This window comes from Prosthecobacter debontii (genome assembly GCF_900167535.1).
GTDB lineage: Bacteria > Verrucomicrobiota > Verrucomicrobiia > Verrucomicrobiales > Verrucomicrobiaceae > Prosthecobacter > Prosthecobacter debontii.
Window position 1 is genome coordinate 163,268 of record NZ_FUYE01000006.1, and the last position, 16,581, is coordinate 179,848.

The window sequence follows — 16,581 nt, forward strand, 5'->3', positions numbered from 1 at the left end:
GAATGGATGTGACTGCTGAGGGACCTCGTTGGGGTTAGATGAAATCCACGGGTTTGTGACGCAGGAAGGGGAGGTCCGATGTCTTGGATAGGGATAACAAAAGGAGAGACTGACTGGATGAGGCTTGATCCTTTGAAAAAAGATAAGCCGCTGCTGCCGGATCAGCTCAACTCCGGCTTGACATCGTCTTCCGTGATCCCCCCCGGAAGGGGCATGAACAGGGAACATTCATCGAGAGGGTATAAGGTGGTCACTGGCATGAGCGAGGTGGAAGCCTGCTTGCACACGCAAAAGTCCGCATCGCGCTGAGACGGCGGACGGTGCCCAAGCCCGTATCTCAGGGAGGCAGGGAGGAGGAGGATGAGAGTGTTTTGTTGGAAATAATGTTAGGCTTGGCCGGGTCAGTGACCATGGCTGTTGCCGTGGGCATCGGCTGCCTGACCGGGGGCGGATTGGCGTTTGAAGAGGTCTCGCACTTTGTTGCCTTTGGCAGGGCTGGGGTTGTCTAGGGCCGGTTGGCGATCCAGTTGCTCTTGCAGATTCTGGACTAATTGTTGCTGGTCGAGGATGTCAATATCGATCCACGCGGAGTCGTTTTCCAATTCAAGGATGTGTTCTTGCAGATAGGCTGCATCGGGCAGGCCTTGGTCATTGCCGAGCACTATTTGAAGCATGTCGGCTTGGAGCATTTTGAGCAGGCGGGCGGCTTGCTCTTCGGAAGGCATTTGTTGGATGTCCTGGAGCTTATCGAGTCGTTCCTGGGCTTTGGTTAGGCTTTGCTGCAAATTAGCGATTCGGGCTGCTTGGGCCTGCCGTTCGGGGCTATTGGGAGGGCTGACGCTGCGGTTTCCGAGATGGAGATCTTGGAGGGGGGCTTTGTGGGTGAGCTTGAGGGTGCTATCTTGGCCCTCCAGGCCGTAGGAGGTGAGGCTGGCCTGCTGGTAGAGATCCCGGCTCTGGCAGTGCTGGAGCAGGCTCTGGTGAAAGGCACCGCGACCGCCATCCACCTGGAGCTTGATCTGCTTGATACTGGGCAGGTGAGCCTGGTCATTTTCTAAGCGGTTAACCAATTCTGCGGCAGAGATTTCAGGTTGGCCTGCGGCGGCTTTCTGGGGCCGGATCAAATCGCTCTGCGGATCACCATTGGCGAGGATGTGCACGGTGCCGCTGAAGGGGCGTGGATTCTCCGGCTGCTGGCCGTTGGGATCGTATTGGAGGATGGCGGGTTTTTTACTCAGGGCATCGTGCAGGTGGCGCTGCCAGTTGGGGCTTTCGTTGAGGTGCTGGACGAGCTCCTCTGGGGTCCAGGGGATGGTTTGTTCTTGGTCCCCATATTTTTCTTCGTAGAGGGAGGTGGCCAGCTTACGCAGGGTGGTTTGATCGACGATGTCCTGGGCCTGCTGCAGGAGTTGGTCACTGCCGGGCTCGTCGGGGCTGAAGGGGACGTAGATGATGTCCTGCGGGGTATTCATTTCATCCGCGCGGTCTTGCAGGAAGGTGTGAAGCTCGGCGGCATTGGTAAACTCAGCCAGATTTGCATAATCGGCCATGGGGGCGCGGATGAGGGTTTCCCTCTGCCGGTGCTCCGGCTGGATGGGGATGTTGGCGGCCTCGATCTGTCGTTTGACGGTGAGGATCTGCGCTTTGTGATCATCGATTTGGGTCTGTAGCTCATGGACTGTGCGCTGGGCCTCGGCGGCGACGTTGGAGTCGGCAGAGTTTGTTAGGTCTTTCGCTTGTTTGAGCTGGGTTTCCAGGCCTCGTGTTCTGCGGTTCAGGCTGTCCAGGTCGTGGCGTGCGCGTGAGCCGTCTTTGGTGACGACGTTTTGCATGCCGAGGTCGAGCTTTTGCAGAGGCTTTTTTTGGATGTAGAGAGAGCTGTTTTCCTGGGGTAGGCCGTAGGAGATGACATCTACCCCGGCATAGCTTCCGCTGCTCTGGCTGGCCCGGCTGATGTCTTGGTGGAACTTCAGGTTAGCGCCGCAAGTCTGGAGGCTGATGGCGCCGATATTCTGGGGGATGCCGGTTTCGTCCAGACGGTCTAGGAGCTTCTGCCCACCGACATAGGTGCCCGGCCCGTGGCCAGAGGCGATGTAGGGCACGGTGCCATCCCCATGCCCGGCAATGACGACGGTGGTGCCCGCAGGGATGGGCTGCTGGGTGGGGGTGCCATCGTATTCGACGATGTAAGGCGTCTCTAGCACGGCCTGTTGGAGGATCTCTTTTCGCTTTGGCTCATCCACACCGTTCAGGGCGTTGATCAGCTCATCGGTTGTGGGGTTGGGACCCACTTTCCCATCCTGGTAGAGGGCGACGCCGACGCTCCGCAGGCCGCTATTTTGCGCCTGCTTTTCCATCTGCTGGCGCATCGTTTCTTTGTCATTGCCATCATCCACATGCCGCTGCTGCTCTGCGGTGGTGAAGGGGATGAAGATGCAGGGCCGGGGTTGGGGTGATTTTTGGCTGTTGGCATGATCCCTGGCTCCATCGGCCAGGATCTGTTGCAGGTGCGGGATGTCCTTGATCGGTTTCATGACGTGAGGGTGGTTGTCTGGGTGAGCTGGATGGGGATGAATCTCGAATCCAGCAGAGCGAGGTGATCAATAGCTCTTAAGGAGGAACTAGGATATTGCGGTCAAAGTGTAACAAAAAGGATGAGTTTAGGGCTGCGTGAAGCTCATCGTGTCACGCGACGCTTTGCTGGGAAGGGGGAGGGAATGCGTGGGACTTTTCCTGTCACGCCCTTTTCGTCTCGGTGCAGTTCGCTCTGATAAGGTCTCAGACGAGGCGACGGGCACGGGGCTGAGGCATCAACACAGAGGCGTGTAGCGGCTGCCCGCTACACGCCTCTCTGATGCCGCTAGGGTGTAGAGTTGGTTAGGCCCACACCGTCAGGGTCTTTTCATACCACGCCTTGCGCTTGGCGATGCCGGTCTGCCCGCCATTGATCTTTTGGGTGATGCCCGTGATGTTATCGGCATCCGCGAGGGCGTTGCAGCCTTTGGACTTCCACTCTTCGGCGGCGATTTTCAGCGTGTAGGCGGCGGCAAAGGCGAGGTCGGGATCGGCCTCAAGATTCGCACCCACGAGGGCTCCGTATTTGCGGTAATCCTCACGGCCCGTCACCTGCATGAGACCGCGCCCGCGATAGCGCCAGCCATCACCAGACGCCTCATCACCATTGCCCATGCGATTCGAATAGACATGATTGGCCAGCTTTTCCGGTTTGTATTCATAGGGCTTTGCGGAGGCCTCGGTAGGGAATCGGTCTTTCCAGGTTTTCATCATCCCTTGGACGCTATAGCCCATGTCTTCCTCCTGCACCCTGAGGCCGCCGCTCTCATGCAGCACCTGGGCCATGAAGTGGCGCAGCCGCAGCTTGCTGGCATTGATCTGGTAGGGGGCTAGCACGGCGTCGGCATTGACGAAGGCCTGGAGATACTCGGCTTTGGCATTGGGAGCCAGCGTGCGGATCTGATCCATCGTGATGCGGACCACATTGAGAGGAGCAGCCGCCGGAGCGGGTGCGGCACCGCCTGCAAGGGCTGGGGCCAGCGGGGCATCCATGCGGTTTTCCAGGATGGCGATGACCTGCACTTGTTTGGGGTCGGTGATATCGACGTAGCCCTGAGGGGTCAGTTTGAAGGTCTTTTCGGAGACATCATTGTTCACATTCCCGCCGATGGTCTTGATGGTGCTGCCGTTGTGAGCCACGACGATGTCGCAATGAGAGGGATATCCGTCCTTTCCGGCCACGACTTCCTCAAAGGTGGTTTTCTCCACGGCTGTGGTGTCAGGGTCATCTCTCCAAGCGGCGATGAGGTCTCCCACCTGCGGTTTATAGGCATTCACGGCATGCCCCCAGAAGCCGTAATCGGGGTCGTCCTGAGGCTTGAGTTTTGCCTTCACGGCACGGTTGATGTATTTCCAGTGGGCTGTGCTGCCCTTAAAGCGGTTGCCGCCACCGCTTTTGATCACGAGGTAGGAGATGAAGGCGGCGGACCAAGGTTGTTTGGTATTCTTCCCTGATATTCCTTGCGTCTCGGTACCCTCCACCCAGTAGGTGCGCACGCGTTCAGAGGCGTCATTGTCGGTTTCCTTTTTGCCGCGAAACCACTCCGCCTCGACGATGGCCTGCTTCACCATGAGGTCGGAGACGGATGTGTCACTCGTGGGCACATACGCCTTGCGCAGCATGGCCACCGGAACTTCGCCGCTTTTCAGCAGTATTTTTTGAAAACAAAAGACGCCGGGTAGAGCGCTCGCCTCTTCGAAGGTGGCTACCTGCTGGGCCTCCACAGCGCCGCGGAGCTTGCTATCCGTGGTGACGCTGAAGAGAAACGTGTTTTTGCCATTTTCGAAACCCATGTCCACCAACTCTTGAGTCGGGGATTCTTTGGAGTTCACGAAGGCGGCCAGTTGCTCGATGCTTTCCGGGGGATCTTGGGTGAGGGTCATGAGCGGGAGCGGGGTGAGTTTTCTAAATCATGGGTTAGGTGATTGGCGGACTCACTGAGCAGGCGGCAGCACGTGATAGGCCCTGTAGGCGCTTTCCAGCTTCGCCGTCTGAGCCTCCGTCGTGGCGTTTTTGCGGTAAAAGGTGAGGCCTTCTAGGGCGTCTTTTCCGGCAGGAATCGGCAGGTCAGCCTTTGCGAGAATGAGGGTCGCCAAATGTTGCTTCAGCGTGGAGCCTGGTGGGATGATGATCGGGTGCGCCTTGCTGTATTCCACCTCATTCATGGCCGTGAAGGCGGTCTCCAGGCGTTCGTTACGCGGCTTTAAGACGGCAGGTATTTCAGTGGCGGCGGCGGCTTGTTGATTAGGAGGCGTCGGAGGCGTCGGGGCCTTGGATGTTGCTTGTCCTGCAGTGCCTTCACCGCGAGCTTCCTTCAGGTCCTGGAGATCAGGGATTTTACCCGCGAGGGAGTCGTAGAGAACATTCAGCACCTTGGTCACGCGGTAGTAGAGCACCTCCCCCTCATAGGTGAGGTGGGTGGCTGATGGAATGCCATTGGCGGGCTCCGGTGTCCCATTCGCCCTGCCGCCCAGTCGGTAGAAGAAGTAGGAGGCCTCTGCCGCCTGCACGTCGGCCAAGCATTGCTCATAGGCCTGCGCATGGGATTTGGAATTGAAGATCTGCCCCAGGCCAAAGACATAGGTGGCGCCTAAACCCAGCGCACTGGCCGTGCCGGTGGACCAGCCGACCGTTTTCGCCGCTCCTGCGAGGCCACCTAGCGTGGCCATCGTGGTGGCGGAGCCGTAGCGCAGGTTGGTGTGGATGCTGGATCGCCTGTCCAAGTGGTTTTTCACCCCGTTGGTGAAGTTCAGCACATCAAGGTCGGTCACTGTGTATTGCAGCGTGATGTCTGTCGCCGCAGCGCGCCGGTTGAATCGGTCTTGCTTCTGCCCCGTTTTCCCTGCACCGCCAGGCTCAAGCTTAGCTGCGGCTCGCATGCGGGAGATTTCGATCAGGGAGTCAAAGGATCGACAGCTCGAAAAGGTCACGGAACATCCGAGGAGGAGGGCAAGGTGAGGTTTAAGGATCATGATCGACGGGAGGAGTGCAGGGTGAATGCGTTTGGGTATCGCCTACGGGAGAGATGCAGGAGGTGAGCGAAAGGGAGCGATCAACTGAGGAACTCGACTCACGCGTGAGGTGTTTTTGGCTCCGCGTTAATGCGGAGATTTAGTTTGGTGCATAATGCATTGCAATGTAAATATTAAATAAGAGATCCAAGTTGTTTGCCCAGATTAGTTAGCAATAATTAACAATACAATTTTGATATGATTAAGAATATCAACGTGAACTACGGTTACTATTCGGTCTAGGCCCGTGGACCCCTGGAATGAGGTGAGTCAGGAAGGCGTCGGCCCTGGCTAGTGTGTCACATGCCTTACCGCCGAGGGGGAACGTGTTCACCCTGTGGCGGCTTTTGTTTTGGCTTTGACGTCTTTGTTGTTAGTCCCCCACATCCATTTGTGTTTAAGGGACCGCAGAGTAGATTGGATGAAGGAGCCGTCCCGGGGATGACGATGGACGCCAAGGGAAGCTGCCTTTAGAACTGTGAAAAGCTCTTCAAGCGTGTGAATGCAACGGCCAAAAAGAAAGAGGCGAAGTGAACTTTTCACTTCGCCTCTGAAGCCTAACAAAAAGAGTGCTAATGGAGTCAGGGGTGTTTTTCCCATTTACTCCACGCCCCCTCACGCATTCGCACCGCCATCCACGGTGATCGTGGTGCCGGTGATTTGCTTGGCGGCGGGGCTGGCGAGGAAGACGACGGCGGAGGCAATGTCTTCGGGGGTGCCGTAGTGGCTCAGGGCCATGAGGCTTTTCTGCGCGTCCGAGCCTTCGCCATCGGCGGGGTTCATGTCGGTATCGGTGGAGCCGGGCTGCACGAGATTCACGGTTACGCCACGGGGGCCAAGCTCGCGGGCGAGGCCGGCATTGAAGGAGCGCAGGGCGGATTTCGTGGCGGAATAGACGGTGACACCGCCAAAGGGCACGCGCTCACCGAGGCAACTGCCGATGTTGATGATGCGTCCGCCACTGGGCAGGTGAGGGAGGGCGGCCTGGCTGGCCAGGATGACGCCGCGCACGTTTACATTCAGCAGGGCGTCGATGTCCTCCAGGGTGATGTCGGCCACGGGGCCATGACGGGCGATGCCGGCGTTGTTCACGAGGATGTCCAGGCCACCGAGCTCGGCGACGGTCTGGCTGACGGCGCTGCGGATGGCCTGGGGATCGGCACTGTTCGCGGCGAGGGCCACGGCTTGGCCTCCGGCGTCCTGGATCTGCTGGACGACCTCGGCGGCTTTGTCGGCGGATCGTTCATAGGTGATGGCGACGGTGGCTCCCTCAGCGGCGAGGGCTTTGGCGATGGCGGCGCCGATGCCTCGGCTAGCTCCGGTGACGAGGGCACGTTTGCCTTGAAGTGTTTTCATAAGAGGAGGGGTGGGTGTGAGGTTAAAGTCGGATTTGGATATGTGTAACGAACGACACAGAATGGATAACAGGTTGCGAAACGGCGTCAACTGATTTATAGATTGATCATTACAAAATTTGATTTGATGAGCCCCACCGCCCTCCCTGCCCCTCGCGGACGCCCGCGCTCCTTTGACCGGACCGCTGCGCTGGAGGCGGCCATGCGGGTGTTTTGGCAAAAGGGCTACACCGCCGCCTCCATGACGGATCTGTGCGAGGCCATGGGCATCGGCTCCCCCAGCCTCTACGCGGCCTTTGGCAGCAAGGAGCAGCTCTATGCCGAGGCCCTCCGTCACTATGCAGAGATCGGCGGCACGCAGCTTTTTCAGGCCTTGGAGTCCGCCCCCACCGCGCGGGAGGGCATCGAGGCCTTTCTGCGTTTTTCGGCTCGCTCGCTGGCCTGTCCGGAGCGGCCCCTGGGCTGCATGGTGGTGCTCTCCGCCGTGGCCAGTGAAGGCGTCACCGGTCTGGCGGAGTTGGTGCTGGAAGAGCGGCGGCAATCCCTGCATAAAGTGCAAGCCCGCCTCCAGCGTGGCATCGCGGAGGGGGATCTCCCGGCGAAGACCGATGTGAAAACTCTGGCACGATTTTTCGTCACGGTGCAGCAGGGCATGTCCATCCAGGCCCGCGATGGCGCGACGCCCGAAGAGCTGGAGGCCGTGGCCCTGACGGCGATGAAAGCCGGGCCGTGGGGGTGAGGCAGAGTTCTTGCTGGTTGGTCATTGGTCATTGGTTCCCGCATGCGGGATGATTGGTCATTGTTTGGGGCGCGGCAGCGTCTGCTCTTCCTGGAGCGCACGCGTCTCGCGTGCTGTTTCCTGCCTCTGGCGGGAAACCGTTCTGGTGTGTCGTCATATCATTGGGCTCCGCCCCCTGCGTGTGCGGGATACCGCGTGAAAGGCTGAGCGGGGCACGCCTGCTCTCAGACTCGGTGGTCGAGTCCCCAGTGCCCTCTGCATGAGGTGGATATGACATGCATCTCGTTAGGTCTGCTGAACGGAAATTCGCACACGGAGTGTGCGGGCCACTTCCAGTGCCATCCAACTGTTTAGGACTGACACCAGCCAGGAAAGCGAGTGGGCAAAAGCATTGAATCCACTCTCCCTCTTGGCCGTGATCAGGGCCAAGGGGTTCTCATGAATGAAGGAAATGACCTCGGAAGGGGAGGCGTTGTATCAACGTTTTCCTATTATCTCAACCGGGGGCTGCTGGGTGGGGTGGGATCTTTCTGGAGAGGAGCTGGAGGGAGGCGGTGGCTGCCGATCTGGATGGGCGGGCGCACGGCTCCGCTGACCAGAACGTCTTTCACACTGAGGCGTTTTTTCTCCTTGGGCGCGGCGATGTCAGCGTCGGCTTCGGGCGTGGCCGAGGAGCTGCTGCTCCCGCCTGTGAGATGGCCAGGGCTGACGGAGGCGGCGGTATCGGCGGGGCGTGCCTGGGTCTTGTGGGTGGCGTTGATTTTTTGGGAGTTGGCAAAGCCGAGGCCTGCCAATGATTTTCTCCATTCTTCTTGCTGATCCCAAAGATTGATCCTGAGCTTTTTCCTGCCGGCATCATCCTGGAACCGCATTTCAGCAGCAGCTTTTAATTGGGTGTTGGCTTCGCGAATTAAATCATCAAGCTGTTTTATGTTTGCGGCATCGGTGCCCGGTTTTGACAGGAAATCTTGTTTGAGGTTGTGGAGTGTCTCGACATGCATCCAAAGACTCTCTGCGGTGATGCCGAGCGCTTCCGAGCTTTTCTGGGCATGGTCTTGGTAAAACTTCATGGTGATGGCACTGGCCTTGAGCTTCTCTTCCAGTCGTGACATCTCATGGGAGGGGGGCGGGGGGCCGTCCACAGAGCGCAAGCCTTTATCCAGATGGGCTAAAGGAGAGTTGTTGTGCCAGATTTGGCTGTCCTGATCCTTCATGCCATAGGCGGTGACCATGCTCTGGCCATAAACGTTGTTGGCCTGGCATTGGGCGATGAAGTCGGGGTGCAGGGTGTGGTCTCCGCCACAAGAGATCAGCTTGATGCGGCCTGTATCGGCAGGCACGAGGCCGTCTCCGCGCATGCGGTTCAACAGCGTCTGGGCATCGATCTGGCTGCTGCCGCAGGAGATTTGCGCGGAGTCGGTGCGGCCATGGCCGAGGACGAAGACGATGTCCTGGGGGCCGGGCGGCGGCTGCCCATAATCCTGCGGCGGGTAGGGCAGGCGGAGGGGGATCTTGGCGGCGGCATCTGCAACGAGGCTCTGCTTCTCCTCAGCCGTGAGGGCATTGAAGCGCTTTACCAGATCGTCCTCAGACCAGTTCGGGGAGGGTCCGGGATCTTGGGCGTAAAGTTGCAGGGCGAGCTTGCGCAGGCCGGTATCCTCCGTGGCTCCGCGGAGAATGTTTTGCAGGGCTGCATCAGTCTGGATCTCCGCCTCAGTAAACGGCACCAGGAGGAAGCGGCGGGGGGCGGTGGCGGTAGGATCAGGGGCGAAGCTCGGGGGGCCCCAATGGCGCGCCTGGGCCTGATCAATGAGGGCCTGAATCTCCGCCATGGTCTGCACACGGGCTGGGGCCTCCGGCTCGGGAGCGGAGGACGAGGAGGAGGAAGTGGTGTCGTTTGCCATGATGCGTGGGCAGGGAAGGCGCTTGTCTAGGGTCCGAGGGACCCGGTTGGGCGCTGAAGGCAGATACTTGGGGAACTGGATGAAATCTACCGAGGTGTGACAAAGATCCTCTTGGGATGAACCTGTGGATTCGTTGTTTTTTTGTCGGTCTTTGATTGACATCCTTATTGTTAATCCATCGCGTCCATCTGTGCTGACGGGACCGCAGAGGAAATTTTGTGAAGGAGTCGTCCAGGGGATGACGGCCACGCAGGCCTATGCCGAGGCGTATCCGCAGGCGGGGGAGGCATCGGCCCGCAGGAGTGGATCTCGCCTGCTGGGGCGGGCGGAGATCCAGGCGGAGGTCGCCGCTCTGCGGGAGAAGGCGGACACACTGGCGGGCTCCGCCGTGATGACGCTGCTGGAGCGCCGGGCCTTCCTGGCCGCGATCGTGCGCACGCCGGTGGGGCAGGTGAAGGAAGACTCGGCTCTGGCCGAGGAGATGCGCGTGGATAGCAAGGGCGGCGTGACGGTGAAGCTGCCGTGCAAGCTGCGCGCCATCGAGCTGGATGCCAAGCTGGCTGGCGAACTCACCCCAGAACGGGATAAGGAGCGTGAGCGCGATAAGGAACGCGAGCGCCTGAAGGCCGAGGGTAATGCCTTCGCCGGTCCCCTGGAGCACGCCCTGCGCCAGATCTGGGATCTCACGCATGCGGGGGAGGGGTGAGTGCGGGGTTCTTGGTCAGTGGTCAGTGGTCAGTGGTCAGTGGTTCCCGCATGCGGGATCATTGGTCATTGTTTGGGGCGCGGCAGCGTCTGCTCTTCCTGGAGCGCACGCGTCTCGCGTGCTGTCGGCGGTGTCTCGCCGCCGACCGTTCTCTGAGTCACGCCACCCTCTTGCGCCGGTCCTTTCACGAACGGGTCCGTGGAGAGGGAAAGGAACGTCCGAGAACGGTTTCCCGCGAGGACGCGTGAAACGGCAGGCGAGACGCCCACGCTCCAGGAATGCCGCTGCCGCGCTTTATCTAGCCTAACAAACAAAACGAAAGAATCCCGCGAGCCTGCCCACCTCGGCCTCTTCAAACCAAGAACGAAGAACCAAAAACACCTCACCTCGAACTCTGTCCCCTCCGCCTCTCACCTCCTCTGCGGCTCATTTTTTACCTCTCCCAACAACGGCTCAACCACAGTTCAGCCATCGCTCAGCAACCACCACCCACCCTTTTTCCCATGCCCCGAGCACGCTCCCCGAAACGCACCGCTTCCCCCAAACCCGCTGTTTACATCCCGCAGACGGAGGCCGATCTCGCCGGGCCACCGCTGGACCCGAAGGTGAAGGAAAAACTGGCGCTGCTGCAGGACCGGAACTGGCGCTTGGAAAACCTCTACCTCATCCTCGTCCAGGGGCAGCCCGTGCCCTTCCAGGCGCGGCCTGAGCAGCTCCAGTTTCGCCGCCACCGGCATCGGCGTAACTTCGTGCCCAAGGCGCGTAAGCTGGGCATCTCCACCGAGATCGTGCTGGAGAATGGCGATGAATGTGTCTTCTCGCCTAACTTCAAGTCTGCCATCATCGATGAAACCGAAGTCGCCGCCTGGGAAAAGCTGGAGATCTTCCGCTTTGCCTGGCTCAATGGCCCGAATCATCCCGACCCCTTCATCGCCGCGCTGTGGCGGCTGATCCAGGCGGCCAATCCGCTGCTCACCAACAATCACAGCGAGATGGCCTGGGCCAATGGCAGCAGTTACCAGGCCGGCACCTCCTTCACTGGCCGCACCCCGCAGCGGCTGCACGTCTCCGAGTTCGGCCCCATCTGCGATGCCTCCCTGGAAAAGGGTCGGAAGATCCGCCGAGGCTCCATCAATGCCGTGCTGCCGGAGGACATCGTGGATGTGGAGACCACCATGCGCGGGGGCCGCGTGGGGCCTTGCTACGAGCTCTTTCGCCTGGCCAAGGAGAGTGTCGGTCGCCCGCTCACATCCGGGGATTGGCGGCTGCATTTCTTCTCCTGGCTCCAGCATCCCGATTATCGTTTGTTAGGCCAAGAGGCCCACAATGCCGAGGTCCTCCGCTACTTTAAAAAACTGCGTGAGGAGCATGCCCTGGACGTGCCGCCAGAGCGCCAGGCCTGGTATGAAAAGAAACGCCGCGAGCAGGGGGATGACATGCTGCAGGAGTTTCCCACCACCATCGAGGAGTGTGATCAAGCCATCGTTCTGGGCGCCATCTATCCGCAGATGGCCAGCGTGCGTGCCCAGGGCCGCGTGCGGGAGTTCAATCCCGAGCCGCATCTGCCGCTCTACACCTTCTGGGACTGCGGTGGCGATAGCTTGGCCGGCTGGCTCGTGCAACCCACCGCCAAGGACATCAACATCCTCGACTGGGCCGCCGGAGAGGGCGGCGGTGCCGCAGGCCTCGTGGCGCAAGTCCGCCGCTGGGAGGCCCTGCATGGCCCCATCGCCAAAAACTACGTGCCGCACGATGCCCATCAGCGGGATAAAGGCAGCAACAAAACCTTCTACACCCAAATGCTGGAGGCCGGTCTTCAGCCTAACCAAGTGTGTGTCGTTTCACGCATCCCCGATGTCTGGACCGGCATCGGCTACCTGCGCCGCCTGCTCCCCCAGTGCTGGTTTCACCGCCGCTGCGATGCCGAGCCCGAGGCTGCGGGCGATCCCCAACCCTCCGGCATCGCCCGTCTGGAGAACTATCGCCGCGCGCTCAATAAGACCACCGGTCATTACCTCGAGCACCCCCTGAAAGACGGCCTCTGCGACCACACCGCCGATGCCCTCCGCACCTTCGCCGAAGCCAGCGCCCTGAACCTCATCCCCACCCAATCCAGCGCCACCGCCCGCGGCCGCTCTCGCACCTCTCTCGATGACGACGACGACGATTTAGGGGGTCGCGGAACCCAGAGGCGGGGGAGACGGGAAGTGGCGAGGTTTGGGTTTGTGGGGAGGTGAGGAGGGTAAAGGCTCCGCAGCTGTATTTCTGGAGAGGCGGACGGATGGCGGAGTCACCTCGGTTCTTCCCGTTGCGATTGGGGTTGAATCTCACCGGAACGATGGTTTCTTCCCTTCGAGTTGAACTCGTTCTATGTCTCAGGTCCAGCCAGCCTCAAAAACGCTCATGTCTTATACGGAGGTGCGCAAGCTCTTCTCCGCCGGGCGGCTGAAGCTGCGCAGGCAAAAAGCCATGACGGGGAAGAAAGTGCGCGCTCAGCAGGCCACGATGAAGTCGCGGCACTGAAGCGCTTCGCTGACGAGGCAGGCCTCTGGATGGAGGGTGCGGCGGTCCGTGCTTACATGCGCATGAAGGAGCATGTCATGAAAGGCGGCAGTGAGCACCGCGTCGCTCTTTGGCGCGGCACACGTGTCTTGAAAGATCTGGCCGTGCAGGCCCAGGCTACCGAATCACTGTTCGACTATCTGACAGATCATTTGTTAGCGAATCACCTGTTTGGCGATGATGTCTGCCTGGAAGGTTTCTTTGAGGACGACCGCATGCTGCACATCGTGGTGTCTCAGCCCCTGGTGGTGGGGCGGCACCCCGTTTGGCGAGAGCTTGTGGAAGGACTGAGCCGTCAGGGCCTGATCCTCGAAAATCCAGGGTCCAAGCTCCCCGTCTTCAATGTGATTGTGGCCAAAGAAGGCGGATTCATCCACCCCATCGATGCGCATTTTTATTTCGATGACCAAGCGGCGCGGATCGATGCGCTGAAAAGGCTCGGAATTTTGGGTCCATGAGGAGGCGGGATCCCTTCACTCTGGACGCCGATCTCAGCCGTGATGCCAGCAGTAAAGGTGGTCACCGAGAGGTGGCCCGGTTTGGGTTGGTAAGGGGAGATTAATTTGAGGCGGTGTTCGAAGCCTTTTCAGCGAAGTTTCTCAATTTAGTATGGTCACCATATAAAGCAGTTTGGACATCAAGACCCTGAATATTGCTGCAGACATCCATCGCAATCTCATGCGTCTTTGTTGTAGATTTGGGGGCTTTTACAACAATCATACAATCATCTGGTAAAACATGAGCATTACGTAAGCGAGTGAGGCCGCCGACTACTTCATCATTCCTTCTGAGGATATCCGTCGATTCATTAAAATTGAGATTGAGGACACGAATCGCTCGCTCGACCCGAGAATGTGTTTGATGCACAAAGGGAAACTTCATTCGATAAATGTCGGTTCCTACGTCCAGCGCGTGGTAGAATCTATGAAGGTTCCACTGTTTGAGACTATTGGAAATGGCTTCACGCATAAGTTGCTCTTGATACTCCTTAGGCTGCGCAAACTGCCGTCTAACATAGTCCGCGAAAAGGCGCTTGAGAGCCGCGACTGGATCTGCATCTAGCAACACCCGTGGCTCGCTAAAATAAAAAAGCGTTTTGCGTGGCCTTGTTAGAAACTGGAAGGCTGCACTGAGATTGGGTGCTCCACCAGCTAGTGACAGGCAGCCATCAATGTCCGTTGATTTAGGATTTAACCGTTTGATTTCCTGTTCCAATGCTAGAATGCCATGTCGATAAATGGAGGCATCCAGCTCATTGAAAAAATGGGTGACCCGGGTCGATCTCTTTTTCTCGAGTAAAAAGCCTAAATAACCGAGTTCCTCACACAAGACTAGAACACCAATATTCACAAACTCTTCCGTTTCCCTGTAGGGCAGGAAACGAATAATCGAGTATTTGCAGAGGTGTGGTTTCATTGAAATCAATGTATAATACGTTTTGGGTCAAGGCAGTCTTCGTGTCAGCAATGCGCGAGTTTTTGTGAGAAAATCCTCCTGAGCATTTAACCACTCTGGCGGTATCGCGGCAAATATACCATCAAGTTCATCGAGTCCCCCTCTCAGCCACTCAATGATTTCGTCAGCGTTGTTGTTTCCCCAGCACGTGTTCCAATCTTCTCGAAAGATATGTGTGTCAGAGGACTTGCGAACGGGATCTGGAGATAAGGTTAAATGATGATCGATTAACCATAGCTGTTTTTCGCGTGCCTGCCATAAAAGATTCGGATTTTGATCGCGGCGGTCACTATTATGAATCCAGTGATCAAATGCCAGAACACGCAGCCGTAAATCATCCGGAATTTGATTTGCGACCGCTTTGGGAAAGGTATCGGCAAAATCTACGGCTAAAGAGCCGAATGACCAGCCTGCGACCAAGTCATAATCTGAGTGGTTTGATTCATCCAAAAGCTCTTTAGGCAACCAAGCAATACAGACTGGCGGGCAAGGGAGTTCTAGTGCTTGAGCTAATTTGCTGCATACCCATTCACAAAGTAAGGGATTTTTATCAGAACGGCGTGTCTTAATGAAATAACGATTTCCATCCGAGGCTCGACATTCCAAGGGGCGTAAAATGCTACTTGTCTCACGGCCTTGGATCTCTGTGATGCGAATGCTCTCTTCTGTAGGTTGAGTCTCATGTTGCATGATCAAAATCCTGGCTCAGCGCTTCTGAGGGTTTTACCCAAAAGAAATTTTACCGCAATAGTGATTTGAGATTATTTGGTTTCTTTAATCGGAGCTCACTATCAAGTTGCCCCATCTTGAACACGTGTTCAACCTCATGCCAGAAAAAGTCATGCATGGACACCTATGGACAGGCTTGGTCATGAATGAGACAAAAAACTGGACATTTTTTCAGACTTTTTGCGCGATATCTGTTTACTTATACCCGTATTTACAAGTCAGAGAGCGTTTTTTGAATCTGGACATTTATGCGGAAATATGAGCAGACACATCCTTGGCTGAAATTCCACATTCGCTTGTGGGAGATCGGGCATGAGTTTTGGTTGCATCTGGGGGAGGCGGTGTCGAAGTGCGAGCACCTCTCCAAGGTGCCGCTGCGGCCTGCCACGGCTCAGCTATTGCATCAGGTCTATATGGCCAAGGGAGCGGCGGCTACGACGGCGATCGAGGGGAATACGCTTTCTGAGGAGGAGGTGCTGCGGGCGGTGGAGGGGCGGCTGGAGGTGGCGCCCTCTCGTGAGTATCTGAAGCAGGAAGTGGATAATGTGATCGCGGCTTTCATGCGGATCAGCAGTCAGATCTCCAGCCAGACACTGCCGCCGCTTTCCGTGTCTTTGATGAAGCAGTTCAATGCGCAGGTGCTGCAGGATGTGCCGAAGGAAGAGTGGGTGGTGCCGGGGGAATACCGGGATCGCTCCGTCATCGTGGGGAGAGTGTATCGTGGAGCTCCGGCGGAGGATTGTGATTACCTGATGGATCGCCTGTGTGAGTGGCTGAATGGGCCTGACTTTGCCCTCAGCAAGCCGGGCATGGAGATGGTGTCTGCGATCATCAAGGCAGTGCTGGCGCATGTGTATCTGGCCTGGATCCACCCTTTTGGTGATGGCAATGGCCGCACGGCTCGGCTGGTGGAGTTTTATCTGCTGATGTCGGCGGGTATGCCTGCGCCTGCGGCTCATCTCATGAGCAATCATTACAACCAGACGAAGGAGGAATATTATCGTCAGCTCGATCACGCCAGTAAGTCGGGTGGGGATCTGATGCCCTTTCTCTGCTATGCGGTGCGTGGGCTGGTGGATGGGCTGCGCGGGCAGCTGGAGTATGTGTGGACGCAACAGTGGGACATGACATGGAGAAACCATGTGCATGAGCTGTTTCAAAATCGCACACGCCCAGGGGATGTGCGTCAGCGGCATCTGGCGCTGGATCTGGGGCAGAAGAATGATTGGGTGGAGCTGAGTCAGGTGGATGAACTGACGCCGCGGCTCGCCAAAGCCTATGCCACCAAGACAACCAAGACCCTGCAACGTGATTTAGCTGAACTCGAGGAAATGGGGCTGATCGTGCGGGAGGGACGAAAGGTGCGAGCCAAGCGAGAGCTGATCTTTGCCTTCCTACCCCTGAGACATCGTTCTGAGGTGGATGTGTGATGAATGCGCGCGATCCTATCGAAGCCGTAAGCATTTCCGTCGGAAAAAGGCCTCCAAATAAGGATTTTCGTCGGTCCGTAAGTGTTTTCGTCGAAAACGGGGCTGGTGGGAGGTG

12 protein-coding genes are annotated in these 16,581 nt (G+C 58.0%); 5 read left to right on the top strand and 7 right to left on the bottom strand.

The window, feature by feature from the left end:
* Positions 1 to 401: 401 nt before the first annotated feature.
* The 4 genes from B5D61_RS10930 to B5D61_RS10945 all read right to left on the bottom strand — a co-directional run bounded on the left by B5D61_RS10930 (position 402) and on the right by B5D61_RS10945 (position 6,942).
* Positions 402 to 2,534, bottom strand: coding sequence for a hypothetical protein (locus B5D61_RS10930; protein ID WP_078813426.1), 2,133 nt, complete (start codon positions 2,532 to 2,534; stop codon positions 402 to 404).
* Positions 2,535 to 2,877: 343 nt separating this feature from the next.
* A complete protein-coding gene (locus B5D61_RS10935; RefSeq protein ID WP_078813427.1) occupies positions 2,878 to 4,458 on the bottom strand; it encodes a DUF2272 domain-containing protein in 1,581 nt (526 codons plus the stop codon).
* A 51-nt stretch (positions 4,459 to 4,509) separates the two neighbouring features.
* A complete protein-coding gene (locus B5D61_RS10940) occupies positions 4,510 to 5,547 on the bottom strand; it encodes a hypothetical protein (RefSeq protein WP_078813428.1) in 1,038 nt (345 codons plus the stop codon).
* 654 nt (positions 5,548 to 6,201) lie between these two features.
* A complete protein-coding gene (locus B5D61_RS10945; RefSeq protein ID WP_078813429.1) occupies positions 6,202 to 6,942 on the bottom strand; it encodes an SDR family NAD(P)-dependent oxidoreductase in 741 nt (246 codons plus the stop codon).
* A 126-nt stretch (positions 6,943 to 7,068) separates the two neighbouring features.
* Here B5D61_RS10945 and B5D61_RS10950 point away from each other — a divergent pair, with 126 nt between their 5' ends.
* Entirely contained in the window at positions 7,069 to 7,680 is a 612-nt protein-coding gene (locus B5D61_RS10950) for a TetR/AcrR family transcriptional regulator (protein WP_078813430.1), read from the top strand.
* A 491-nt stretch (positions 7,681 to 8,171) separates the two neighbouring features.
* On the opposite strand, the gene B5D61_RS10955 is transcribed toward B5D61_RS10950, so the two are convergent.
* Entirely contained in the window at positions 8,172 to 9,584 is a 1,413-nt protein-coding gene (locus B5D61_RS10955) for a hypothetical protein (RefSeq protein ID WP_139373201.1), read from the bottom strand.
* Positions 9,585 to 9,735: 151 nt separating this feature from the next.
* Between B5D61_RS10955 and B5D61_RS10960 the strand changes: the two genes are divergently transcribed.
* The 3 genes from B5D61_RS10960 (at position 9,736) to B5D61_RS10970 (ending at position 13,310) form a co-directional block, all read left to right on the top strand.
* A complete protein-coding gene (locus B5D61_RS10960) occupies positions 9,736 to 10,290 on the top strand; it encodes a terminase small subunit (RefSeq protein ID WP_176159360.1) in 555 nt (184 codons plus the stop codon).
* A 503-nt stretch (positions 10,291 to 10,793) separates the two neighbouring features.
* Positions 10,794 to 12,527 carry a hypothetical protein gene (locus B5D61_RS10965; RefSeq protein WP_078813433.1) on the top strand — a complete coding sequence of 578 codons (1,734 nt, stop codon included), beginning with the start codon at positions 10,794 to 10,796 and terminating at the stop codon, positions 12,525 to 12,527.
* A 120-nt stretch (positions 12,528 to 12,647) separates the two neighbouring features.
* The gene (locus tag B5D61_RS10970; protein WP_078813434.1) at positions 12,648 to 13,310 is read left to right on the top strand and encodes a putative polyvalent protein kinase domain-containing protein; all 663 of its coding nucleotides are present in this window, start codon (positions 12,648 to 12,650) and stop codon (positions 13,308 to 13,310) included.
* 100 nt (positions 13,311 to 13,410) lie between these two features.
* On the opposite strand, the gene B5D61_RS10975 is transcribed toward B5D61_RS10970, so the two are convergent.
* A complete protein-coding gene (locus B5D61_RS10975) occupies positions 13,411 to 14,268 on the bottom strand; it encodes a DUF3037 domain-containing protein (RefSeq protein WP_078813435.1) in 858 nt (285 codons plus the stop codon).
* Between the two features lie 27 nt (positions 14,269 to 14,295).
* On the bottom strand, positions 14,296 to 14,997 hold the full coding sequence (locus B5D61_RS25695) for a HipA family kinase (protein WP_139373202.1): 702 nt from the start codon (positions 14,995 to 14,997) through the stop codon (positions 14,296 to 14,298).
* Positions 14,998 to 15,284: 287 nt separating this feature from the next.
* Between B5D61_RS25695 and B5D61_RS10985 the strand changes: the two genes are divergently transcribed.
* Complete coding sequence (locus B5D61_RS10985) at positions 15,285 to 16,466, top strand: Fic family protein (protein WP_078813437.1); 1,182 nt, start codon at positions 15,285 to 15,287, stop codon at positions 16,464 to 16,466.
* Positions 16,467 to 16,581: the final 115 nt, after the last annotated feature.

Coding starts and splice junctions, on each gene's coding strand:
- B5D61_RS10930 (WP_078813426.1), bottom strand. CDS start 2,534: ATGAAACCGATCAAGGACATCCCGCACCTGCAACAGATCCTGGCCGAT.
- B5D61_RS10935 (WP_078813427.1), bottom strand. CDS start 4,458: ATGACCCTCACCCAAGATCCCCCGGAAAGCATCGAGCAACTGGCCGCC.
- B5D61_RS10940 (WP_078813428.1), bottom strand. CDS start 5,547: ATGATCCTTAAACCTCACCTTGCCCTCCTCCTCGGATGTTCCGTGACC.
- B5D61_RS10945 (WP_078813429.1), bottom strand. CDS start 6,942: ATGAAAACACTTCAAGGCAAACGTGCCCTCGTCACCGGAGCTAGCCGA.
- B5D61_RS10950 (WP_078813430.1), top strand. CDS start 7,069: ATGAGCCCCACCGCCCTCCCTGCCCCTCGCGGACGCCCGCGCTCCTTT.
- B5D61_RS10955 (WP_139373201.1), bottom strand. CDS start 9,584: ATGGCAAACGACACCACTTCCTCCTCCTCGTCCTCCGCTCCCGAGCCG.
- B5D61_RS10965 (WP_078813433.1), top strand. CDS start 10,794: ATGCCCCGAGCACGCTCCCCGAAACGCACCGCTTCCCCCAAACCCGCT.
- B5D61_RS10975 (WP_078813435.1), bottom strand. CDS start 14,268: ATGAAACCACACCTCTGCAAATACTCGATTATTCGTTTCCTGCCCTAC.
- B5D61_RS25695 (WP_139373202.1), bottom strand. CDS start 14,997: ATGCAACATGAGACTCAACCTACAGAAGAGAGCATTCGCATCACAGAG.
- B5D61_RS10985 (WP_078813437.1), top strand. CDS start 15,285: ATGCGGAAATATGAGCAGACACATCCTTGGCTGAAATTCCACATTCGC.